Here is a 19,496-nt window from a genome sequence, read left to right as displayed (position 1 = left end):
GCCGCGCGGGCAGCGGTTACCATCGGAATCCCTTACGCAGGAGCCGCCCATGCCCACCCTCGTTGCCCGCGTGACCCTGTGCGCTGCATTGCTGGCGACCCCTCTGCTGGTGCTGGCCCAGTCCTCGATCCTGCCGCAGCAGCGCGACGCCGCCGGCAACGTGATGGAGCCGCTGGGGCACGTACTGGAACAGAGCGGGCAGGGCGAGGCACGCATGCAGTACTGCACCCTCGATCGTGCCTGGTGCGTGCGTGTGCAGCCGGTGGCCGACGACGGCGATCGGCCGACAACGCTGGAAGTCGCTGAACGGGAGGCCGGCGAAAGCGAGCCGCACGTCTACCACGTCAGCATCGACGTGCCGCAGGAAAGCGAGCTGTCGCTGTGGCCGTGGATCGTGCGTCTGGCGCCTGGCGTGGGTAGCGATGAGGCAGTGAGCGACCCGCGGCAGCGCGCTCGCCAGAACGTGCTGGTGGGCGGTATCGTCAAATTCAGCACGATGTACTCAGGCGGTGGTGCCGACGCCTCCACGCTGCAGCTGGCGCGCGTGCGTCACCTGCAGGATGACATCCAGGTGGACGATGACGTGCTGACCCTGCCATGGCGGGGCAACGCGATGATCCGCGCCTGTTTCAGCGAGCAGGACATGAAGCAGCGCGCAGGCGCCTGCCACGACGAATATGGGTTCTCGGCGAAGCTGGCGCTGGATACGGCCGCCGGGGGCATGCCGGTGCTGCGCTACCAGACGGTGGCGACCCGCTTCCCGGCCGGTGCCTCACGCTTCGAGGATTCTCTGGCCAAGGGGCCGCTGAAGAAGAAGGATCTGCGCACCGAGCAGGACCCGGCGTGCAGCTACACGCGGCTGTTCCGCTTCAGCAATGGGCTGTTCCACCCGGACCAGGAACTACCGGATTGTGCGGGGTATACCGAACCCTGACCCCTAAACCCTGAGCCCTGTAGAGCCGAGCGTACGCTCGGCTGGCTTTCCGTGCGGCCTGACCGGAGAGCTGCCGAGCGTGGGCTCGGCTCTACAGAAACCTGCCGCGGCGCTTACTCGCAGCGGGTGGCGGTGATGATGTTGTCCTTGTCCACGTACACGCGCAGGCGGTCGTGGCGGATGTCCCTGGTGGTGATGGTGTTGGGGCCGATCGGGTTGACCAGGCCGGCACCGCTCTCGCTGGACAGGCGGCGGATGTTGGGCTCATTGGCCGGCTGGCCGATCGCCCAGCCGAGCTGGCTGGCGTCGCACTGGCCGGTGCCCTTGACCTGCGGGCCCGGGGTACTGACACAGGCCGACAGCAGCAGGGCAGAGGCCGGCAGCAACAGGGACAGACGGAAGGCGGACATGCGAGCGCTCCTGCGCAGGGGAAGATGGCGGGAACGATAGCACCCGTCGTGCGAAAGGCGTCAGCGCCCCGGTCATTGCCGGCACAGCGCGGTGACTGCATAGTGGGAGGGATGACTGGCAGCGCGCCAGCGGGCAGGCCGGGCCATTCCGGTGCAGGTGTTGGACACGGTATGACGGCAGGCAGCTTCCGCGACAAGAGCAGGGCGATGACGGTACTGGCAGTGTCGGTGCTGGGCGTGGCGTGTGCCGCCACCGCCGCCGAGCCGGTGCCCGCCGCGGCTGCGGAAACGCCGGTGTTCGGCGCCTGGCGCAACCTGCAGACCGAGGCCGGCTACGCGCCGGCCCAGCGCAATCTGGCCTTCGCGATGCTGCCGCAGGCTGCGACCCGTGGCGATCGATTCGCCGTTGTGGACCGTGAGGGCAAGCGCGTGGTGTGCTGCCTGCAGGTGGCCAGCCCGTCGCTGGGCGTGGCGGCGCTGCGCGAGCAGTACCACCTGCCGCAGGCCTGGGTGACCGACCTGAGCAATGGCCGCAGCCTGGCGCGTCCTTATCTGCCGCATGTCTATGCGATGCAGCGGGTGGACGAACTGGCCGACTATGACTTCACTGATGTGCCGGGCGCCTACAGCGACCTGGGCGGGCTGCTGATTCCCGAAGGCGCCACCCTGGCGGCCGACGGCAGTGCCGTCCTGCTGGGCGACAACCGTTATCCCCTGCATTTCCAGCGCCAGCCGCACGCTGATGACGATGGGGCGCTGGACCGCTACACCCTGCAGGGCGGCGACGGCGAGGCCCCGTTCGTGGTTGAAGTGCCGTTCGGCACCTACTGATTGCAGCACTGCACTGGCTAGAATGCAGCGCGGCGCCGACTGCCGTGCCTGTTCCGTGAGTTGCTGCCGTGTCCCTGCGCCCTTTGCTGCTGTCGTCCCTGCTGCTGTTGTCCGCCTGCGCCAGCGCGCCGCCTCCGCCGCCGGCCCATTCCGATGCGCTGTGGCGCCTGATCGAGCGTGACTGCAAGGCGGTGGAAGGACCGCGTGGCAGCTGCCTGCGGGTGGAGACGGCGGCCGACCGCCGCGACGTGCTGGTCAAGGATGCGCACGGCGACTACCAGTTCCTGCTGATGCCGCTGGACAAGGTCAGTGGCATCGAGAGCCACGGCCTGTACCAGCGTGGGGCGCCCAACTATTTCGCGGCCGCCTGGCAGGCGCGCGGGCATACCGAAAAGGCCCTGGGCCAGCCGTTGCCGCGCAGCGTGGCCAGCCTGGCGCTGAATTCGCAGCACGGCCGCTCGCAGCACCAGCTGCATATCCATGTCGACTGCCTGCGCGCGGATGTGCTGCAGGCGCTGGATGCACATGCCGGTGCGCTTGGTCCGCGCTGGTCACCTTTGCCGGTGCCACTGCGCGGGCATCAGTACCAGGCCTATCTGCTGCCCGGTGTGGAACTGACTGCTAATCCGCTCAACCTGCTGGCCTATGGCCTGAGCGGCGTGGGCGATGTGGGCCAGTGGAGCCTGGTGGTGGCCGGACGCGATGACGTGCAGGGCGGCCCCGGCTTCATCCTGCTGGCCACCCGCGTGGATGCCGCCAGCGGCAACGATGCCAGCGGCGAGGAGCTGCAGGACCACGCCTGCACGGCGCTGACCGGAGCGGGTGCGGCACTGGAACGGGTGCGTTAACCGATCCGTTGCTGGCAGCTGTGCCAGGCTGGCGCCGTAAGCGCCAGCAATTGGCGGTCATGCCATCCCTGTGCATCCAGGTGGTAGTCACGCAGGATCCCTTCGCGGATGAAGCCATGAGCCTGCAGTGCCTGGGCAAACGGGGTGGTGCAGCCCGGCGGCAACAGCACGAAGAGGCGATGCAGGCCGACATCGTTGAACAGGAACGGGCACAGTGCCCTCAGTGCCGCCTGCGGATGGGCGTACCGATGCTGCAGCGATTGCAGTTCGGCGCAGCGCGAATGCAGCGACTGCAGGCGGATATGCAGCTGGTCGTGCAGTACGCCTTGCGCGTCGTCGAACACGCCCAGCACCAGCAGGTCGTTGTCTTCCTGGAGGCGTGAACGATAGACGCTGGCGAGGAACCGGGCCTCTTCATCAATGCCATGGGGATGCCGCTGGCCGCGCTGGCGACGGTCGTCGAAGGCGCGCCAGCGTGGCAGGTCGGTGCGCTGGAACGAGCGCAGGGTGATCGGCGTGGCCCGGAGGTGCAGCAAGTGGCGGCGCAGGACGGGTCGTAGCGGAGCGAAGTGGGTGGAAGGGGCGCTGTTGGTCATCCCGGCACGATGCGCATCACGGATGCGCCAGGCCATGCAATTCATTGCAAAAGCGTGGCGGTGCCGGGAAAAGGATCTGATTCGGTTCAGGCATAAGCCCATCAGGGCTGGTCATTTCCGTTGAAACCACCCATTCAGGACACTTTCGTTACGGGATCGTTATGTGTCGCACAGGCCACTGCTCCCCGTACCACCCGCCCACTCCCCCCAGGAAGCCCATGTCCGCCTCCCACAAGGCGATGCGCCCGCGTCCGCTGGTGCTCGCGCTGTCGTCCCTGATGCTGGTCTCGCTGCCGGCCTTCGCGCAGGAAAGCGCACCCACCACACTGCAGGAAGTGAAGGTCACCGGCTCGCGCATTCCACGTGCCAGCGTCGAGGGGCCCTCGCCGGTGACGGTGATCAGCCGTGAGCAGATCGACGCGCAGGGTTACCGCAATGCCTTCGACGCCCTGAGTGCACTGACCGAGAACACCGGCAACGTGCAGGGCGAGGATTTCGGCAATACGTTCACGCCGGCCGCCAACACCATCAACCTGCGTGGCCTGGGCCCGAACCGCACGCTGGTGCTGGTCAACGGCCGCCGCCAGGCCGACTACCCGCTGGCCTACGAAGGCTCGGTGAACGTGGTCAACCTGGCCAACATCCCGAGCGCGCTGATCGAGCGCATCGAGGTGCTGGCAGCGGGCGCGTCGGCGGTGTACGGCTCCGATGCCATCGCCGGCGTGGTCAACATCATCCTCAAGGACCACTTCGAGGGCGTGGACGTGAACATGCGCGCCGGTGGCACCCAGCAGGGCGGCGGTGACAACCAGCGCGTGCAGGTGGTCGGCGGCACGTCCGGCGAGCGCTGGGACGGCCTGTTCGGCTTCGAGTTCGATGTGCGCAAGGCGATCCACGCACGCCAGCGCGACTTCATGGATTCGCTGGACGATGACCCGACCGGCAAGGCACCGCAGGCCACCGCGATCGCCTACCGACGCAACGCTGCCACCGGCCGCAACATCGATCCGGGCGTCACTGGCTGCGACGCAGCGTCGGGCATCTATGGCGGCAGCGTGTTCCGCGCCAACAACCCGCGCCAGGGGTGGTACTGCGGCAGCAACGATGCCGCCGCCAGCTACTGGACCGTGCAGACCGAGAAGCGCAACCTCAATGGCTACGGCCTGTTGACCTTCCATCTGGACGAGCACACCGACCTGTTCGCCGACCTGGCGGTGGGCAGCGCGCGCATCAGCAACAATACCCGCGCCCCGACCTGGACCTCGTCGCGCAACTACTTCTACAACCAGAACACCGGCAACCTGGAGAGCTGGTACCGCCGGTTCGCGCCGGAAGAGATCGGTGGCCTGCCGCGCAATGCCAACCGGTTCCTGGAAAACTCGTGGTCGTTCAACGTGGGCGCGCGCGGCCAGCTTGGCGACAGCGGCTGGGACTATGAAGCGGTCTACAGCCGGTCGCGCTACGAGAACCGCACCCGGCGCCCGGTGCTGCTGGCCGGCATCAACGAGTACCTGCTCGGCCCGCAACGGGGCGTGCGCAATGGCGTGGAGGTCTATGCGCCGGATCCGTCGCGCCTGTTCCAGCCGCTGACGCCGGCGGAATACGGCCGCCTGTCCGGTTACCAGGAAAGCCGCAACGCGGCGTGGCTGCAGACCTTCAGCGCCAGCGTCAACGGCCGCCTGTTCGCGCTGCCCGGCGGCGATGCTGCGCTGGCAGCGGTGGTCGAGGCCGGCAGCCAGGGCTACCGCAACCGCCCGGACCCGCGCCTGGGCACCGGCGAGTTCTGGAACACCAGCGCCGGAATCGGTGCCGGCGGTGATCGTGACCGCTATGCGGCCGGCGTGGAGCTGCAGTTGCCGTTGCTGCAATCGCTGACCACCACGCTGGCCGGCCGCTATGACCAGTACCGCGCCGGCGGCGAGCACATCGGCAAGGCGACCTGGAGCGTCGGCGTCGAGTTCCGCCCGATCGAGAGCCTGTTGATCCGTGGCTCTGCTGCGACCAGCTTCCGTGCGCCGGACATGAACTACGTGTTCGCCACCGAGACCCGCGGCTACAACCCGGGCATGACCGACTACTGGCGCTGCCGCACCGCAGGCCAGTCGTACGACAACTGCGACTACAACGGCCTGTCGATCGACTACAGCAACCGTGCCAACGCGCAGCTTCAGCCGGAAACCGCGAAGTCCTATGGTTTCGGCGTGGTCTGGTCGCCGCTGTCCGGGCTGGATTTCAGTGCCGACTACTACGACATCCGCATCGACAACGAGGTGACCAGCCTCGATACCAGCCGCATCCTGCGCGACGAGGCCGATTGCCGCCTGGGCCGCACGCTGGGGGGCGAAACGCGCGATATCGGTTCGCCGCTGTGCCAGGACGCGCTGTCGCGGGTGATCCGCAATCCGTCCACTGCCACGGTGCAGCCGGACCAGGTGACCCGCGTGCTGATCAACCCGATCAACGCAGCCTCCGAATCGGTGCGCGGGCTGGACCTGAAGGGAAACTGGCGCTTCGATGCCGGCCGCTATGGCCGCTTCACCACGCGCCTGGCCTACACCGTGGTGCTGGAGCACACATACCGCCAGTTCTCCGATGACCCGGAGCGTGACATCCGCAATTCGCTGGATGACTACCAGTGGCGCAGCAAGGCCAACGGCAGCATCACCTGGAACCAGGGTGACTGGACCACCACGCTGTATGGCAACCGCTTCGGTTCGCTGCCGAAGACCGATGGCAGTGGCCGCATCGCGCCGTACATGACCTACAACGCCAGCGTGTTCCGCCAGTTCGGCGAGAATCTGTCGGTGGGTGTGATCGTCAACAACCTGCGTGACAGCCGCCCGCCGGCGGACAGGAACGGAGGCGGCTGGCCGTTCTATCCGGTCGGCAACTACGATCCGTATGGCCGCCAGTACTGGCTGCAGCTGGACTACCGGTTCCGCTGATCCAGTTGGCAGACAGAAGGCCCGGCAATGCCGGGCCTTCCGTTGTTTCAGTGTCCGCTGTCGTTGAGCCCGTCGACGCCTAGGGCAGCGCCTGCTGCAGGTACGACTCGATGACGTAGCTGAAGGGCTGCTGCTGGCGATCGCGCAGCAGGGCGCGCACTTCCAGGATCACGCCGTGGTCGCCTTCGCCACGCGGCGGCCAGAAGGCCTGGTCGGCCAGTGTCTGGCGCTGGAAGCCGAGCGGGCCGACCACGCGGCCGAAGGGTTCGTCAGTACCGTCCAGCACCTGGTTCATGGCCGGGCTGAGATGGCCAGGCAGATACCAGTTGTCGGCCTCGGAGAGCACGCGGCTGCCACAGACCAGCTGCACGCGACGGTAGCGCAGGGCGGTGCCGGGTTTCGCACCCAGTGCTTGCAGCACGTCGGCCGGTGCCGTCTTGTCCTGGCCGTGCACCCGCACCGCGCGCACCCGTGCCTGTTCGGCCAGGCCGTGCTCGGCGCACCAGTGTTCCAGGGTGGCGGTCGCGCTCTGCCCGGACAGCACGCGCTGGTGCAGGCGCTCGACCAGCGCCGCCGGGGCGATCCGCTGTTGGCCAGGCGGCGCCTGCAGCGGCGCGGTGGCGGCCGCATCAGTGGCGGACAGGCTGGCGATCGGGGCAGCCGCCAGCAGGGACGCGGCCTGCCAGCGGCGGAGGCGATCGTGGCGGTCGGACGGGCCCATGCGGCATCACAACGGAAACAGGCGCCTATGGTACCCGTTCAGGCGTGTGCACGGCGTGGCTCCGACCGGTGGTCGTGGCGGCATTCATCGTTCTGATGAATGTATGGCATCCAGATATTTCGTTGGCCGATGGCGGTGCCGGCGCGCAGGATGGCGGCCATGACTTGGCTTTCCGGGAGTTTCCGATGACCCTGCAGTTCATCCACGGCGGCGTCGACCGCGTTGGCGCGCCGCTGCATTTCCATATCCGTGAGGGGCGCATCAGCGGCCTCAATGGCGCTGCCGTGCCGGCCGAAGGGGCGGAAAGCGTCGACCTGCAGGGCTTCGCGGTGCTGCCCGGGCTGGTTGACGGCCACATCCACCTGGACAAAAGCTTCGTCGGCGACCGTTGGCACCCGCACCAGCCGGTGAACAGCCTGCGTGAGCGGCTGGCGGTGGAAAAGGCGGCAGTGGCGGCTGCGGCGCCGATGGTCGATCGCGCCGAGGCGCTGATCCGCCAGTGCAGCGGCTTCGGCACCGTGGCGATGCGCTGTCATGTCGATATCGACGGCAGCACCGGCCTGCGTCATCTCGAGGCCGTACGCGAGGCCGCGCTGTGCTGTGCCGGCATCATGCGCATCCAGCTGGTGGCGTTCCCGCAGGCCGGGGTGATGTCCTGCGCGGGTACCGCAGCGGTGCTTGAGCAGGCCCTTGCAGCGGGTGTGGACGTGCTGGGCGGCATCGATCCGACCACGCTCGATGGCGATGCCGAGGGCCAGCTGGCACTGTTGTTCGGCCTGGCCGAGCGCTATGGCGTGCAGCTGGACATCCACCTGCATGAGCCCGGCGAAACCGGCCTGGCCCAGCTGCTGCGCATCGCCGCGCGGACGCGGGCCGCCGGGCTGCAGGGGCGCGTTGCGGTCAGCCATGCCTATGCGCTGGGTGAAGTGCCGCTGGCACGCGCGCTGCAGGTGGGCGAGGCGCTGGCGACGGCGGGCGTGGCGATCATGAGCAATGCCCCGGGCGACCATCCGTTCCCGCCGCTGCGCGCGTTGCATGACGCTGGTGTGCGCGTGTTTGCCGGGAACGACAACATCCGCGACTGCTGGTGGCCCTACGGCAACGGCGATCTGTTGCAGCGGGCGATGCTGCTGGGCTACCGCTCCGGCTTCAATACCGATGCCGACCTGATGCTGGCGCTGGACATGGTGACCACCCATGCCGCACAGGTGATCGGGCTGCCACAGTACGGCCTTGCAGAAGGACATCCGGCCACCTTCGTGGCGGTCCGTGCCGACCACGGCCCGGCGGCCGTAGCTGCAGTGCCGGTGGAACGACGCGTGGTGGTGGACGGCCGCTGGCTGTAGACCACGCCGTGCGTGGATGACTGTGGCCGCGCGGTGGTTCCATCCACGCATGGCGTGGATCCACCCATCACGCCACGCCGGGTCCGGTTGCGCCGAGCCATGCTCGGCGGCTTTTCAGGCGTAATCGTCTGCGCGGGTAGCGACGAACTCTTCCAGCCACGCCAGCAGATGGGCGATGTCGATGACCTCACCCTGTTCGACGCGCTTGAGCAGCAGTGTGCTGGCGCCGATCTGCAGGCTGCTGTCGGCGTAGCGCAGCACCGCGTCGATGCCCCAGGCATCGGTGACCTGCATCCAGGCCAGGCCGGGCACGCGTTGGGCCAGGGTGTCACCGAACGCCACGCCCAATGCTTCCCAGCCATCGCCGTCATCACGGTCGATCAGCTCGGCATCGACCACGCGCTGCAGCGTGGTGGCCGCCAGCGGCCATTGCACCGGCAGCGTCGGGAAGCCGGCGGCCACGCGCGCGGCGATCAGCGAGCGCTGGTGCTGCAGGTGCGTCTGCAGGGCAGCGGGCAGGGGGTCGAAGCGGGCGGGGGTTTCGTCGGACATCGCAAAGCGCCGTGGAGCACCTAAACAACGGGCACTGTAGGGGGAGACGCGTGATTTCCGTGCGACAGGCGTGATCAGATGTCGATGATCAATGCGCGGATTTCATCCGTACGTGGCGTGGATCTGCGGGGCAGTGCTCAATCTGGTTCGCGCTGTACCTGCCGCCACAGCTCGCTGGCCAGGGCACGCACCGCATCATCGGCATCGGCGCGATGCAGCAGGCCGATTTCGTAGTTGTCGATCACCGGCAGGTCGCGCTTACCATCGATGATGCGGTGATCGCGGGTGACCGCGCGGCGCGGCAGCAGGCTGATGCCGATGCCGTCGGCCACCGCACCCTGGATGCCACTCAGCGACGAGCTGGTGAAGGCGATGCGCCAGCGCAGGCCCAGCGCCTCCACGGCGTGGATCATCTCGTCGCGGTACAGCCCGCGCGGCGGGAAGGTGACCAGTGGCAGCGGGTCCTGCAGCAGGCAACTGCTGCGCAGGCTGTCGATCCAGTGCATCGGCTCGCGGCGGCAGTGCACCGCCTGGCGGCTGTTGCGCCGCTGCTTGACCAGCACAAGATCCAGTTCGCCGTGGTCGAAGCCGTGGGCCAGGTCGCGACTGAGGCCGCTGCTGATCTCCAGTTTCACCTGCGGGTGGCGGCGGCTGAAAGCGGCCAGCATGCGTGTGGTCTGTGCGTTGACGAAGTCCTCGGGGACACCGATGCGCACCGCGGTTTCCACGGTGGCGCCGGCCAACGCCTGTGCCATTTCCTCGTTCAGGTCGAGCATGCGCCGCGCGTAGCCAAGCAGGGTGTGGCCGGCATCGGTGGGGTGTACGTCGCGGTGGCCGCGTTCGAGCAGGCGATGCCCGGCCAGTTCCTCCAGCCGCCGCACCTTCTGGCTGACCGTGGACTGGGTCGAATGCAGGCGCGTGGCGGCCGTGGTGAAGCTGCCGCAGTCGGCCACCATCACCAGCGCCCGCAGCAGGTCCAGTTCGAACAGCGTTCTATTCGATTTGGCACTGTCTTGCATTTGAACATTTTACTTCTGGATGCGCGTGACGACTTCTACCATGCAGGGGAGGGGGCAGCAAGCACCGCGCCCCGGTTGTACCGGCATCGCCCGCAGTGCTTGCCGCACAGGAGAACCGAAGATGCGAATCCATCGTTGCCATCGCTGGCCCGCTCCGGTGGGGCGCCTGTTGCTGCTGTGCCTGCTGGCGATGGTCATTCCGGCCTGTTCGGCCACCGCGGGCTCGGCCGATGCCCGCCTGCGCGATGCCGCCGCCCGCGGCGATGCCGAGGCAGTGCGTGGGGCGCTGGAGGACGGCGCCGATCTGGAGGCGCGTGATGGCCAGGGCCGTACCGCGCTGCTGCTTGCCACGCATGGCAACAATGTAGACGCCGCGCGCGAACTGATCGAAGCCGGGGCCGACGTCAATGCCAAGGACGCGCAGCAGGACAGCGCTTACCTGTATGCCGGCGCGCGTGGCCTGGATGAGATCCTGGCGATGACCCTGGCGCACGGCGCCGATCTGCGCAGCACCAACCGCTATGGCGGCACCGCGCTGATTCCGGCCGCCGAGCGCGGCCACGTCGCCACCGTCCGCATGCTGCTGCGGGCGGGTGTGGCGGTGGACCATGTCAATCGGCTGCACTGGACCGCGCTGCTGGAAGCGATCCTGCTCGGCGATGGCGGCGCGAGCCACGTGCAGATCGTGCAGCTGCTGCTGGATGCCGGTGCCGACCCGGAGCTGGCCGATGGCGATGGCGTAACGCCGCTGGCACACGCGCGCCAGCGCGGCTATACCGGAATTGAAACCCTGCTGCGCCAGCACGGCGCGGTGCGCTGAACCGCAACCCCTTCCACCCGCACGCTGGGCGTGCCCATCAGGATGCTGTCCATGTTCCGTTCCCGTCCGTTGTCCCTTGCCATCCTTCTCGCGGTGGCGCCGTTGTCGGCCTCCGCCACCGAGCGCGCCGACCTGCTGATCCGCAATGCCACGGTGGTCGATGTCGAGCACGCCAGCACCCTGGCCGGGCAGAGCGTGGTGATCCGTGGCGGGGACATCGTCGCCGTCGGCCCGGACGCGCAGCTGCGCAGCCAGTGGAGTACGGCCCGCCAGATCGATGCCAAGGGCAAGTACCTGATTCCGGGCCTGTGGGACATGCATGTGCACTTTGGTGGTGGCCCGGCGCTGATCGAAGAGAACAAGGCGCTGCTGCCGCTGTACATCGCGCACGGCATCACCACGGTGCGCGATTGCTCCGGTGATCTTCCCGAGCAGGTGCTGCAGTGGCGTGGCGAGATCGCCAAGGGCACGCTGTTCGGCCCACGCCTGCTCAGTTCGGGCGCGAAGATCGAAGGCATCAAGCCGGTCTGGAAGGGCACGATCGAAGTGGGCAGCCAGGCCGACGTCGACAGGGCGATCACCCGCCTGCAGCACGACAAGGTCGATTTCGTGAAGATCACCGACAGCACGCTGAAGCCGGAACTGTTCCTGTACTCGGCCAGTGCCGCGCGCAAGGCCGGCTTCAAGGCCTCGGGTCACATTCCGATGGCGCTGACCGTGGAGCAGGCGGTCGATGCCGGCCTGGCCTCGATCGAGCATCTGGACTATGCATTCAAGGCAGGCAGCAAGGACGAAGCGCAGATCGCCGCCGACTTCGGCGCCGGCCGCATCGACCGCGCCGAAGCCAACCGGCGCCTCGACGCCAGCTTCGACCGCGACACTGCGATGCACGCGTACCGCGATTTCGCAAAGCGCGGCGTATTCGTGACCCCGACCCTCAACGGCGGGCGCATCCTCGACTTCCTCGACCAGGATGACCACGCCAACGATCCGTACCTGGCCTACATCGGCCCGGGCCTGCGCGCGACCTACCAGTGGCGCGTCGACCGTGCCGCCAAGGCAACGCCAGCGCAGATCGAAGCGCGCCACGCGCAGTACCACCAGGTGGCCGCGGTGCTGCCGATGCTGCAGGAAGCCGGCGTGACGATCATCGCCGGCACCGATGCGGGCTTCCTCAATTCGTTCAACTTCCCGGGCATTGCCCTGCACCAGGAGCTGCAGCTGTTCGTGAAGGAAGGCCTGAGCGCGCCGCAGGCGCTGTCCGCCGCGACCCGGTCCGGCCCGGCCTGGTTCGGCCAGATGGACCGTTACGGTGGTGTCGCGCAGGGCAAGGCCGCCGATCTGGTGCTGCTCACCGCCAACCCGCTGCAGGACATTGCCGCCACCGAAAAGATCGACAGCGTGATCCTGCGTGGCAACGTGTATGACCGCGCCGCGCTGGACAAGATGCTGGCCGACACCAAAGCCAAGGTCGCGGCCTGGAATGCCGAGGCGGCGAAGCAGTAGGCCACGCCATGCGTGGATGATGTGGCCGGCGATCTAGCGCGACGCCGGCCGCATCCCATGCAGCTGAGGCAGCGCTGCCTTCATCGCGTCGATGAAGGCGCGCAGCCTGGGTGGTTGCTGGCGAGCAGCCGGAAACACCACGTGCACCGGCAGTGCCGGTGCCTGCCAGTCCGGCAGCAACTGCACCAGCCGCCCGTGTGCGAGGTCGTCGGCCACCAACCAGGCCGAGACCACGGCGGCGCCCAACCCAGCACGGGCAGCCTGCTGTACCACGAACAGGTTGTCGCTGAGCAGGCGCGGGCTGATCGAGAGGGTATGTGCGCGGCCCTGCGCATCATGCAGCAGCAGTCGCTCGCGGTAGTAGGTAACCAATGAGATCCACGGCAGTGCCTGCGCCTGTTCCGGTGTGCTGATCGCGGTGGCCTGCACCAGCGAGGGCGCTGCCACGACGATGCGCGGCACTTCGGCAAGCGGCAGTGCGACCATGCGCGGTTCGTCGACCGGTCCCACCCGCACCGCGCAGTCGATGCCTTCTGCGATGAAGTCCGGGCGCCGATCCTCCAGGATCCACTCCAGGCTCAGCTGTGGGTGCTGGGCGAGGAACGACAGCATGGTCGGCAGCAGCTGTGCCTGGCCGAAGGCATGCGGCACCATCACCCGCAGGCGTCCGCGCAGTGTTTCTGGCTCGCCGTGCAGTTCGGCCTGCAGTGACTCCCATTCGTCGACCACACGTTGCGCATGGCGCTGGCAGCGCAGGCCATCCTCGGTCAGTTGCAGTCCATGGGTGGAGCGCTGCAGCAGGCGCAGGCCGAGCTGTCGCTCCAGGGCCTGGAGGCGACGGCTGACTGTCGGCTGGGTAGTGCCCAGCTGCACGGCCGCGGCAGACAGGCTGCCGGCGTCGACGATGCGCAGGAAGGTGCGCAGCAGGTCCAGGCGATCCGCACCGGTAGCAAAGTCATTCATGCGTGAGACGTATGGAGAGTATGCAATGAAGCCTACTACAGACGTCATGCGAATACCGGCAGGATACGCCCACTTCCTCCACCGGACTCCCCCATGTCTACCCCCTCGCTGTCTGTCGCCGCCGCACCTGCGACCGCACCTTCCACCCCGTTGGTGCTGGCAATGGCGGCGGGCGCCGGCTTCTCGGTCGCCTCGCTGTACTACAGCCAGCCGATGCTGGGCCTGATTGCCCAGGACCTCGGCGCAGGTGAGCGCGCCGCTGGCCTGGTACCGACCCTGACCCAGCTCGGCTATGCCCTGGGTATCCTGCTGCTGGCACCGCTGGGCGACCGCTTCGACCGCCGCAACCTCATTCTGTTGAAGTCCGCAGTGCTGGCGCTGGCACTGGGCGCCGCAGCGATGGCCGGGCACCTGCCGGGCCTGCTGATGGCCAGCCTGCTGGTCGGGCTGATGGCTACGCTGGCGCAGGACATCGTGCCGGCCGCTGCGGTGCTGGCGCCGGATGCACAACGCGGTCAGGTCGTCGGCCGGGTGATGACCGGCCTGCTGCTCGGCATCCTGTTGTCGCGCGTGGTCAGTGGCGTGGTGGCTGAAGCATGGGGTTGGCGCACGCAGTTCGTGCTGGCCGCGCTGTCGGTGGCGGCGATGGGGGCGGTGATGGCGCGTGCGCTGCCGCGTTTCGCACCGACCAGCACGCTGCGCTATCCGGCGTTGCTGGGTTCGTTGCTGGCGTTGTGGCGCGAGCAGCCACAACTGCGCCGCGCCGTGGCCAGCCAGTCGTTGCTGGCGGTCGGCTTCAGCGCGTTCTGGTCGACACTGGCGCTGATGCTGCATGCACGCCTGGGCCTGGGCAGTGCGGCGGCGGGTGCGTTCGGTATTGCGGGTGCGGCCGGTGCGCTGGCCGCGCCGTTCGCGGGACGTTTCGCTGACCGCTTGGGTTGCCATGCCGTGGCCCGGCTGGCGATCGCAGTGGCGCTGCTGGGCTTCGGCCTGCTGCTGGCCGAAGTCTGGTTGCCGGCTGCTGCGTTGTTGCCGCTGCTGGTGGTGAGTGCGCTGCTGTTCGACTTCGGCTTCCAGTCGGCGCTGGTGGCGCACCAGACCCTGGTCTACGGCCTGGTGCCGCCGGCACGCAGCCGCCTCAATGCGTTGCTGTTCACGGGCATGTTCATCGGCATGGCTGCCGGTGGTGCGCTGGGCAGCCTGGCGCTGGCGCAGTGGGGTTGGCACGGCGTGGCCTGGTTGGCGGTGGTGTGTGCGGGCGGCAGCCTGCTGCTGCGTTTGAAGTAAAGGGGGATGTTTGGCAGGGCTTGCAGCCCTGCACCTGCTGGAAGCTGGAGCAACAGAAACAGCAACAGCAACAGCAAAAGCCGGCTATCCGTGGGATGGCGGGGTAGGTCCGGTTGCGGGGGACGCCGTAAATACGTCCATGTAGGCTCGCGCCATCCATGGCGCTCACGCCCCCGCAACCGGACCCACCCCGCCTTCGAAAGTTTTCTGCGATCTGTCGGAACGGCTCTTGGGGTCAGATCCGTTTTCCGAAGGAAAACGGATCTGACCCCAGATGTATTTCGATATCTGACAGCTTTCATCCACGCATGGTGCGGATCTACCGTGTCGACCAAGGTCGACACCTACCAACCGCCATCGGAATCTGTCAGAGGTGGGGCGGTGTCGGAGTGCGGGGTGTCCGCGGCATGGATGCCGCGGCCAAGCCCCCAAGGATGGGTTTACGGCGTCCCCGCAGTCCGACACCGCCCCGCCATCCCACGGAATGCACGCTTCTGCTGTTGAGGTTGCCGGCCAGCGGCCGGCACTACTGCGGGTGCAGGGCTGCACGCCCTGCCGGACACCCCCTAATCGTGACCGCTGTCGTCCAGGCTGATGATCCCGCGCCGCAGGGCCTGGGTCACCGCATGTGTGCGATCACCGACGCCCAGCTTGTCCATCAGGCTCTTCATGTGCGCCTTCACCGTCTGCTCGGAAATCTGCATGCGCTCGCCGATGCGCTTGTTCGACAGCCCGCTGGCGACGTGCCGCAGCACCTCGGTCTCGCGGGGCGACAGCCGATCCTCGACCACATGCGCGGCGATGCTCGCCGCCACCACTGGTGGAATCGGTGCGCGCCGGCCACCGGCCACCATGCGGATGGTATCGACCAGCTCATGGCGCAGCATGTCCTTCAGCAGGTAGGCGCTGGCGCCGGCCTGCAGCGCCCTCACCGCGCGTACGTCACCGCGGTAGGTGGTCAGCACGATGATGCGTGCACGCGGATCCATCGCGCGGATCCGCACGATGGCCTCGACGCCATCCAGGCGTGGCATCTGCAGGTCCATCAGCACGACGTCCGGCTGCAACTGCTGGTAGCGCGCGATGGCTTCCTCGCCATCGGCGGCCTCGCCGAGCAGGCGCAGGTCGGCATGGGCGCCCAGCAGCGCTGCCAAGCCGTCGCGCAGCAGCGGGTGGTCGTCGACCACCAGCACGCCGATCGGGGCAGGGGACTCAGTCATGACTCGTTCTACTCCAGGGCCAGCGCCAACGCGATGGGCGGCGGTGATACAGGCGACGGGCAGGAACCGCCAGCGCGACTTCGGTGCCCAGCCCGGGCCGCGTCCACAGCTGCAGTTCGGCGCCGAGGCGTTGCGCACGTTCGCGCATGCCCTGCAGGCCCCAATGGCCGTGCCCGGCATTCTCGTCGGCGATGCCGACGCCATCGTCGCGCACATGCAGCAGGAAACACCGCGTGCCGTAGGACAGCTCCACTTCGATGGCGCTGGCATGGGCATGACGCAACGCGTTGCGGATGGCTTCGCGTCCGATCAGGAACACTTCCTCGGCGGCATCGGCCTGCAGTGGGGGCGTTGCGCCTTCCACGGTCAGCCGCAGTGGATTGGTGCCGTGCCCGGCGTATTCGGCGTGAACATCGGCCAGCGCCGAAGCGAGGTCGCGACCCGCGAAAGGGCCGTCACGCAGTGCGTTGACCCGCTCGCGGCCCTCGGCCAGGTTGCGCTCGGCCAGCTGCATCGCCGATTCCAGCTGGCTGCGTACGGGCTCTGGCGTCTGCGCGGCCTGGCTGATCGCATGCAGGCGCAGGATCAGGCCCTGGCTGCCCTGCAGCAGGGTGTCGTGCAGGTCGCGGGCGATGCGTTCGCGTTCGACATGGCGTTCCTGCAGGCGCGCGCGGAACAGGGCCGCCAGCTGCCCGCTGCGGATGCGCACTGCCATTGCCAGCAGCGCGAGGATCACGGCCGCGCATAGCAGCTTGAACCACACGGTCTGCATGAAGGTGGGGGCGATGCGGAAGCTGCGGCTGGCCGGCGCGGTGCTCCAGATGCCGTCTTCGTTGGCGGCTTCCACCTCGAACCGGTAACTGCCCGGTGCGAGGTTGGTGTAATACGCGCGCGTGCTGCTGCCCGCATCCTGCCAGCCGTCGTCAACGCCGGACAGGCGATAGCGGTAGCGGTTGCGCTCCGGGCGTGCCAGCGACAGCGCCACGTAATCGATCTGCAGTTGGCTGGTGCCGGCCGGAAGGCGCAGGCCATCGCGTAGCGGCTCGTGCTCGCTGCCATACAGCACTTCGCCGATGCGCACGCTGGGCGCCATGGTGTTGACGTGCGAGCGGGTGGTGTCCAGCCAGGCCAGGCCCTGGTTGGTGGCCAGCCACAACAGGCCATCGTTGGCCAGTGCGGCGGTGGCGATCGGTCCGCTCTGCAGGGCGATGCCGGGCATGCCATCCACCGCATCGAACAGGCGTGGCGTCACCGGCTGCCCGCTGCGCAGTGCGCGCCGCAGCTGATCGCTCCCCAGTCGGACCAGGCCACGACTGCCATTGAGCCAGAGGTAGCCATTCGCATCGGCGACCATGCCGGTGATGCCTTCCATCACGCCGGCCATGTCGGTGCTCACCTGGACGAACCGGCCATTGCCCAGGCGCACGGCCAACCCGGCCTCGCCGGCAACCAGCAGCAGGTCCTGATGATCGAGTAGCGCCGTGATCGGCCCGACCGACAGGCCGTGGCCGGCGTCGAAGGTTTCGATGCGCGTCGCCCCCATGCGGCGCAGCCGGCCGTCTGCATAGCCGAGCAGCAGCTGGCCGTTGGCATCCAGCGCCAGCGACGAGCAGGCCAGTTCGGGCAGGCGGGGTTCGCGCTGCCAGCGGTCCTGCAAGTAGTGCAGGACCCCTCGTTCTCCCGTGCAGACCCAGGCCTGCTCGTCGTCGGGGAACAGCAGGGCATGCAGTGGTTGCCCGGTGAAGGGCGCAGGCAGCGGAATCCGCGTGGTGCGGCCGGCCACGGTGCGTGCAAGGTTGACCCAGTCGAACTGCCAGATCGGGGTGGGTGCCTGGCGCGCGGCGGCCTGCAGCTGCGTGGCACTGCCATCGAGCAGGGTGCGCCTGAGGTCGTAGGGCTTGAGGTCTTCGCCATAGCCATACACATGCCCATCGCTGGCCCGCACCAGTGAGCGGTAGGGATCACTGGGGCCTACCGCCAGCGTGTGCACGCTGCGCGCGCGGAAGCGGTTGAGGCCGAGATTGGTGCCGACCCAGAGATTGCCTTCGCGATCGACGATGATCGGCACGGCCGAGGTGGCGGTCAGCCCGTGCGGCGAATCGAAGCGCTCCATGCGCACGGCACGGCCACCGTCGAAGGTGACGCGGGCGACACCGCCATGCGGGCTCAATGTTGCCCACAGCGCGCCATCGGCAGTGAACTGCAGGCGCGCAGCGACCAGCCCAGGCAACCGCCGTGCCTCGCGCTCGCTGTCCGGCAGCAGGCCTTGTGGGTTGGCCAGCGGCGACGTACCGCGCACGCGATCGGCCAGCCACACTTCACCCTGCGGACTTTCGGCCAGCGTCGCCATCTGCGAGACGGCGATGCCGGTGTCCTTGAAGGCTGCCTGGCCGGCCGCGCGCATCCAGACCTTCAGGTCGGCCAGTACCCAGAAGGTGCCGCGGCTGTCGTGCAGCAGCCATTGCACGCGATGTTCCGGCACCCCCATGCCAGTGGGCAGCGGCTGCCAGCGTTGGCCATTGAACTGGCGTAGTCCACCATTGATCGCGGCCCACAGCCGGCCGTCACGGTCCTGGCTGAAGTGTGGCACCACACCCACCGGCACGCCCTGGTCGCGGCCGTAGTTGTGCAGCTGGCCGCGCGCGAACTGGCTGATGCCGGCCTGGAAGTAGCCGATCCACAGGGCATCGTCGCGGCCCAGCGCAAGGGTGACCATGTTGGTGGACGGGAAATGGCTGCCCACGGGAGGTGCCTGGCGTTCAAAACGACGACCGTCGAAGCGGTACAGCCCCGAGCCGGTGGCCAGCCACAACAGGCCGTCCCGGTCCTGGGTGATGTCCCAGATATCGCCGGGGGCGCCCTGGCCGACGCGCCAGGCCGTGTGCTCGTAATCGGGCAACCCGCCGCTCACTGGTGGGCGCTGCACGGCAAGGGCGGGCAGGGCGGTCAACAGCAGCAGGCAGGTCAGCAGCGTCCGCAGGTGACGTTGCAACGGGAAGGGGCGGCCACGCATGGCGCGCATTCTGGCAGGTGTGGGGCAGCCCGGGGTGACCCGAACGGGGTAGGCGGCGGGCGCCGCGGTCGGCTATCACGCCGGCATGTCCTCTGGAGCCCGGCCATGCAGCGCCTGTTCGTGATGTTCCCCGACCGCGGTCCGGGCATCGGCCTGCTGTGGCTGCGGCTGTGCCTGGCCGCCGCGCTGTGCCTGCCCGGCACCCATGCAGGCGGGTGGTCGGTGCTGTGCCTGCTGGCGGCGGCCATGCTCGTGCTGGGTGTGTTGACGCCGCTGGCGGCCCTGATGGCAACCGCGACCATGTTCGCGCAGCAGGCTTCGTGGCCGCTGGTGGCGTTGCCACCGGCGCTGCTGATGCTGGGGCCGGGCGCCTACTCAGTGGATGCGCGCTTGTTCGGGCGCCGCCTGCTCGGCCGTCGGCCTCCCCCATTCGGGTAGGTGCTGGCCCCGACCGACGGGGGTAGGGCATCGCGCGGCGGCCGCGC

Annotated in this window: 18 protein-coding genes; 9 read left to right on the top strand and 9 right to left on the bottom strand. The window is 68.2% G+C overall.

The features are described 5' to 3' along the window. Window positions 1–49: 49 nt before the first annotated feature. Window positions 50–934, top strand: a complete 885-nt coding sequence (locus CCR98_RS12495) for a hypothetical protein (protein ID WP_087922876.1) — start codon at window positions 50–52, stop codon at window positions 932–934. Window positions 935–1,047: 113 nt separating this feature from the next. Here CCR98_RS12495 and CCR98_RS12490 read toward each other — a convergent pair whose 3' ends face one another. After that, entirely contained in the window at window positions 1,048–1,344 is a 297-nt protein-coding gene (locus CCR98_RS12490) for a hypothetical protein (RefSeq protein WP_087922875.1), read from the bottom strand. 171 nt (window positions 1,345–1,515) lie between these two features. Between CCR98_RS12490 and CCR98_RS12485 the strand changes: the two genes are divergently transcribed. Next, window positions 1,516–2,175, top strand: coding sequence for a decarboxylase (locus tag CCR98_RS12485; protein WP_087922874.1), 660 nt, complete (start codon window positions 1,516–1,518; stop codon window positions 2,173–2,175). A gap of 68 nt (window positions 2,176–2,243) precedes the next feature. Next, entirely contained in the window at window positions 2,244–3,023 is a 780-nt protein-coding gene (locus CCR98_RS12480; protein ID WP_087922873.1) for a CDP-diacylglycerol diphosphatase, read from the top strand. Here CCR98_RS12480 and CCR98_RS12475 read toward each other — a convergent pair. Continuing rightward, a complete protein-coding gene (locus CCR98_RS12475) occupies window positions 3,020–3,655 on the bottom strand; it encodes a GNAT family protein (RefSeq protein ID WP_087922872.1) in 636 nt (211 codons plus the stop codon). The genes CCR98_RS12480 and CCR98_RS12475 overlap by 4 nt on opposite strands. 182 nt (window positions 3,656–3,837) lie before the next feature. Here CCR98_RS12475 and CCR98_RS12470 point away from each other — a divergent pair, with 182 nt between their 5' ends. After that, complete coding sequence (locus tag CCR98_RS12470) at window positions 3,838–6,564, top strand: TonB-dependent receptor (RefSeq protein ID WP_087922871.1); 2,727 nt, start codon at window positions 3,838–3,840, stop codon at window positions 6,562–6,564. A gap of 79 nt (window positions 6,565–6,643) precedes the next feature. Here CCR98_RS12470 and CCR98_RS12465 read toward each other — a convergent pair whose 3' ends face one another. Then, entirely contained in the window at window positions 6,644–7,285 is a 642-nt protein-coding gene (locus tag CCR98_RS12465; protein WP_087922870.1) for a hypothetical protein, read from the bottom strand. Between the two features lie 38 nt (window positions 7,286–7,323). Beyond that, complete coding sequence (locus CCR98_RS21400) at window positions 7,324–7,446, bottom strand: hypothetical protein (RefSeq protein WP_269767694.1); 123 nt, start codon at window positions 7,444–7,446, stop codon at window positions 7,324–7,326. A gap of 24 nt (window positions 7,447–7,470) precedes the next feature. On the opposite strand from CCR98_RS21400, the gene CCR98_RS12460 reads away from it, so the two are divergent. Then, the gene (locus CCR98_RS12460) at window positions 7,471–8,631 is read left to right on the top strand and encodes an amidohydrolase family protein (protein ID WP_087924190.1); all 1,161 of its coding nucleotides are present in this window, start codon (window positions 7,471–7,473) and stop codon (window positions 8,629–8,631) included. Between the two features lie 114 nt (window positions 8,632–8,745). On the opposite strand, the gene CCR98_RS12455 is transcribed toward CCR98_RS12460, so the two are convergent. After that, window positions 8,746–9,183: a DUF3806 domain-containing protein gene (locus tag CCR98_RS12455; RefSeq protein ID WP_087922869.1), complete on the bottom strand. Its 438-nt coding sequence runs from the start codon at window positions 9,181–9,183 to the stop codon at window positions 8,746–8,748. A gap of 137 nt (window positions 9,184–9,320) precedes the next feature. Beyond that, window positions 9,321–10,202 (bottom strand): LysR substrate-binding domain-containing protein, encoded by an 882-nt coding sequence (locus tag CCR98_RS12450; protein WP_087922868.1) that lies wholly within the window; start codon window positions 10,200–10,202, stop codon window positions 9,321–9,323. 121 nt (window positions 10,203–10,323) lie between these two features. Here CCR98_RS12450 and CCR98_RS12445 point away from each other — a divergent pair, with 121 nt between their 5' ends. Together CCR98_RS12445 and CCR98_RS12440 are read left to right on the top strand one after the other, a co-directional pair. Beyond that, a complete protein-coding gene (locus CCR98_RS12445) occupies window positions 10,324–11,022 on the top strand; it encodes an ankyrin repeat domain-containing protein (RefSeq protein ID WP_087922867.1) in 699 nt (232 codons plus the stop codon). Between the two features lie 51 nt (window positions 11,023–11,073). Beyond that, window positions 11,074–12,528, top strand: a complete 1,455-nt coding sequence (locus CCR98_RS12440) for an amidohydrolase family protein (RefSeq protein ID WP_087922866.1) — start codon at window positions 11,074–11,076, stop codon at window positions 12,526–12,528. Between the two features lie 33 nt (window positions 12,529–12,561). On the opposite strand, the gene CCR98_RS12435 is transcribed toward CCR98_RS12440, so the two are convergent. Then, the gene (locus CCR98_RS12435; RefSeq protein ID WP_087922865.1) at window positions 12,562–13,491 is read right to left on the bottom strand and encodes a LysR family transcriptional regulator; all 930 of its coding nucleotides are present in this window, start codon (window positions 13,489–13,491) and stop codon (window positions 12,562–12,564) included. Window positions 13,492–13,584: 93 nt separating this feature from the next. On the opposite strand from CCR98_RS12435, the gene CCR98_RS12430 reads away from it, so the two are divergent. After that, window positions 13,585–14,778 (top strand): MFS transporter, encoded by a 1,194-nt coding sequence (locus CCR98_RS12430; protein ID WP_087922864.1) that lies wholly within the window; start codon window positions 13,585–13,587, stop codon window positions 14,776–14,778. 566 nt (window positions 14,779–15,344) lie between these two features. Here CCR98_RS12430 and CCR98_RS12425 read toward each other — a convergent pair. Further along, the gene (locus tag CCR98_RS12425; RefSeq protein ID WP_087922863.1) at window positions 15,345–15,998 is read right to left on the bottom strand and encodes a response regulator transcription factor; all 654 of its coding nucleotides are present in this window, start codon (window positions 15,996–15,998) and stop codon (window positions 15,345–15,347) included. Next, window positions 15,991–19,020 (bottom strand): sensor histidine kinase, encoded by a 3,030-nt coding sequence (locus CCR98_RS12420; RefSeq protein ID WP_087922862.1) that lies wholly within the window; start codon window positions 19,018–19,020, stop codon window positions 15,991–15,993. Before CCR98_RS12420 ends, CCR98_RS12425 begins: the two co-directional genes overlap by 8 nt. Before the next feature lie 96 nt (window positions 19,021–19,116). On the opposite strand from CCR98_RS12420, the gene CCR98_RS12415 reads away from it, so the two are divergent. Further along, window positions 19,117–19,449: a hypothetical protein gene (locus CCR98_RS12415; RefSeq protein WP_087922861.1), complete on the top strand. Its 333-nt coding sequence runs from the start codon at window positions 19,117–19,119 to the stop codon at window positions 19,447–19,449. Window positions 19,450–19,496 lie beyond the last annotated feature (47 nt).

Origin of the sequence: Stenotrophomonas sp. WZN-1 (assembly GCF_002192255.1) — a bacterium.
GTDB lineage: Bacteria > Pseudomonadota > Gammaproteobacteria > Xanthomonadales > Xanthomonadaceae > Stenotrophomonas.
Note: the sequence above shows the minus strand (reverse complement) of the source record. Positions and strands in the feature narration are given on the sequence as shown.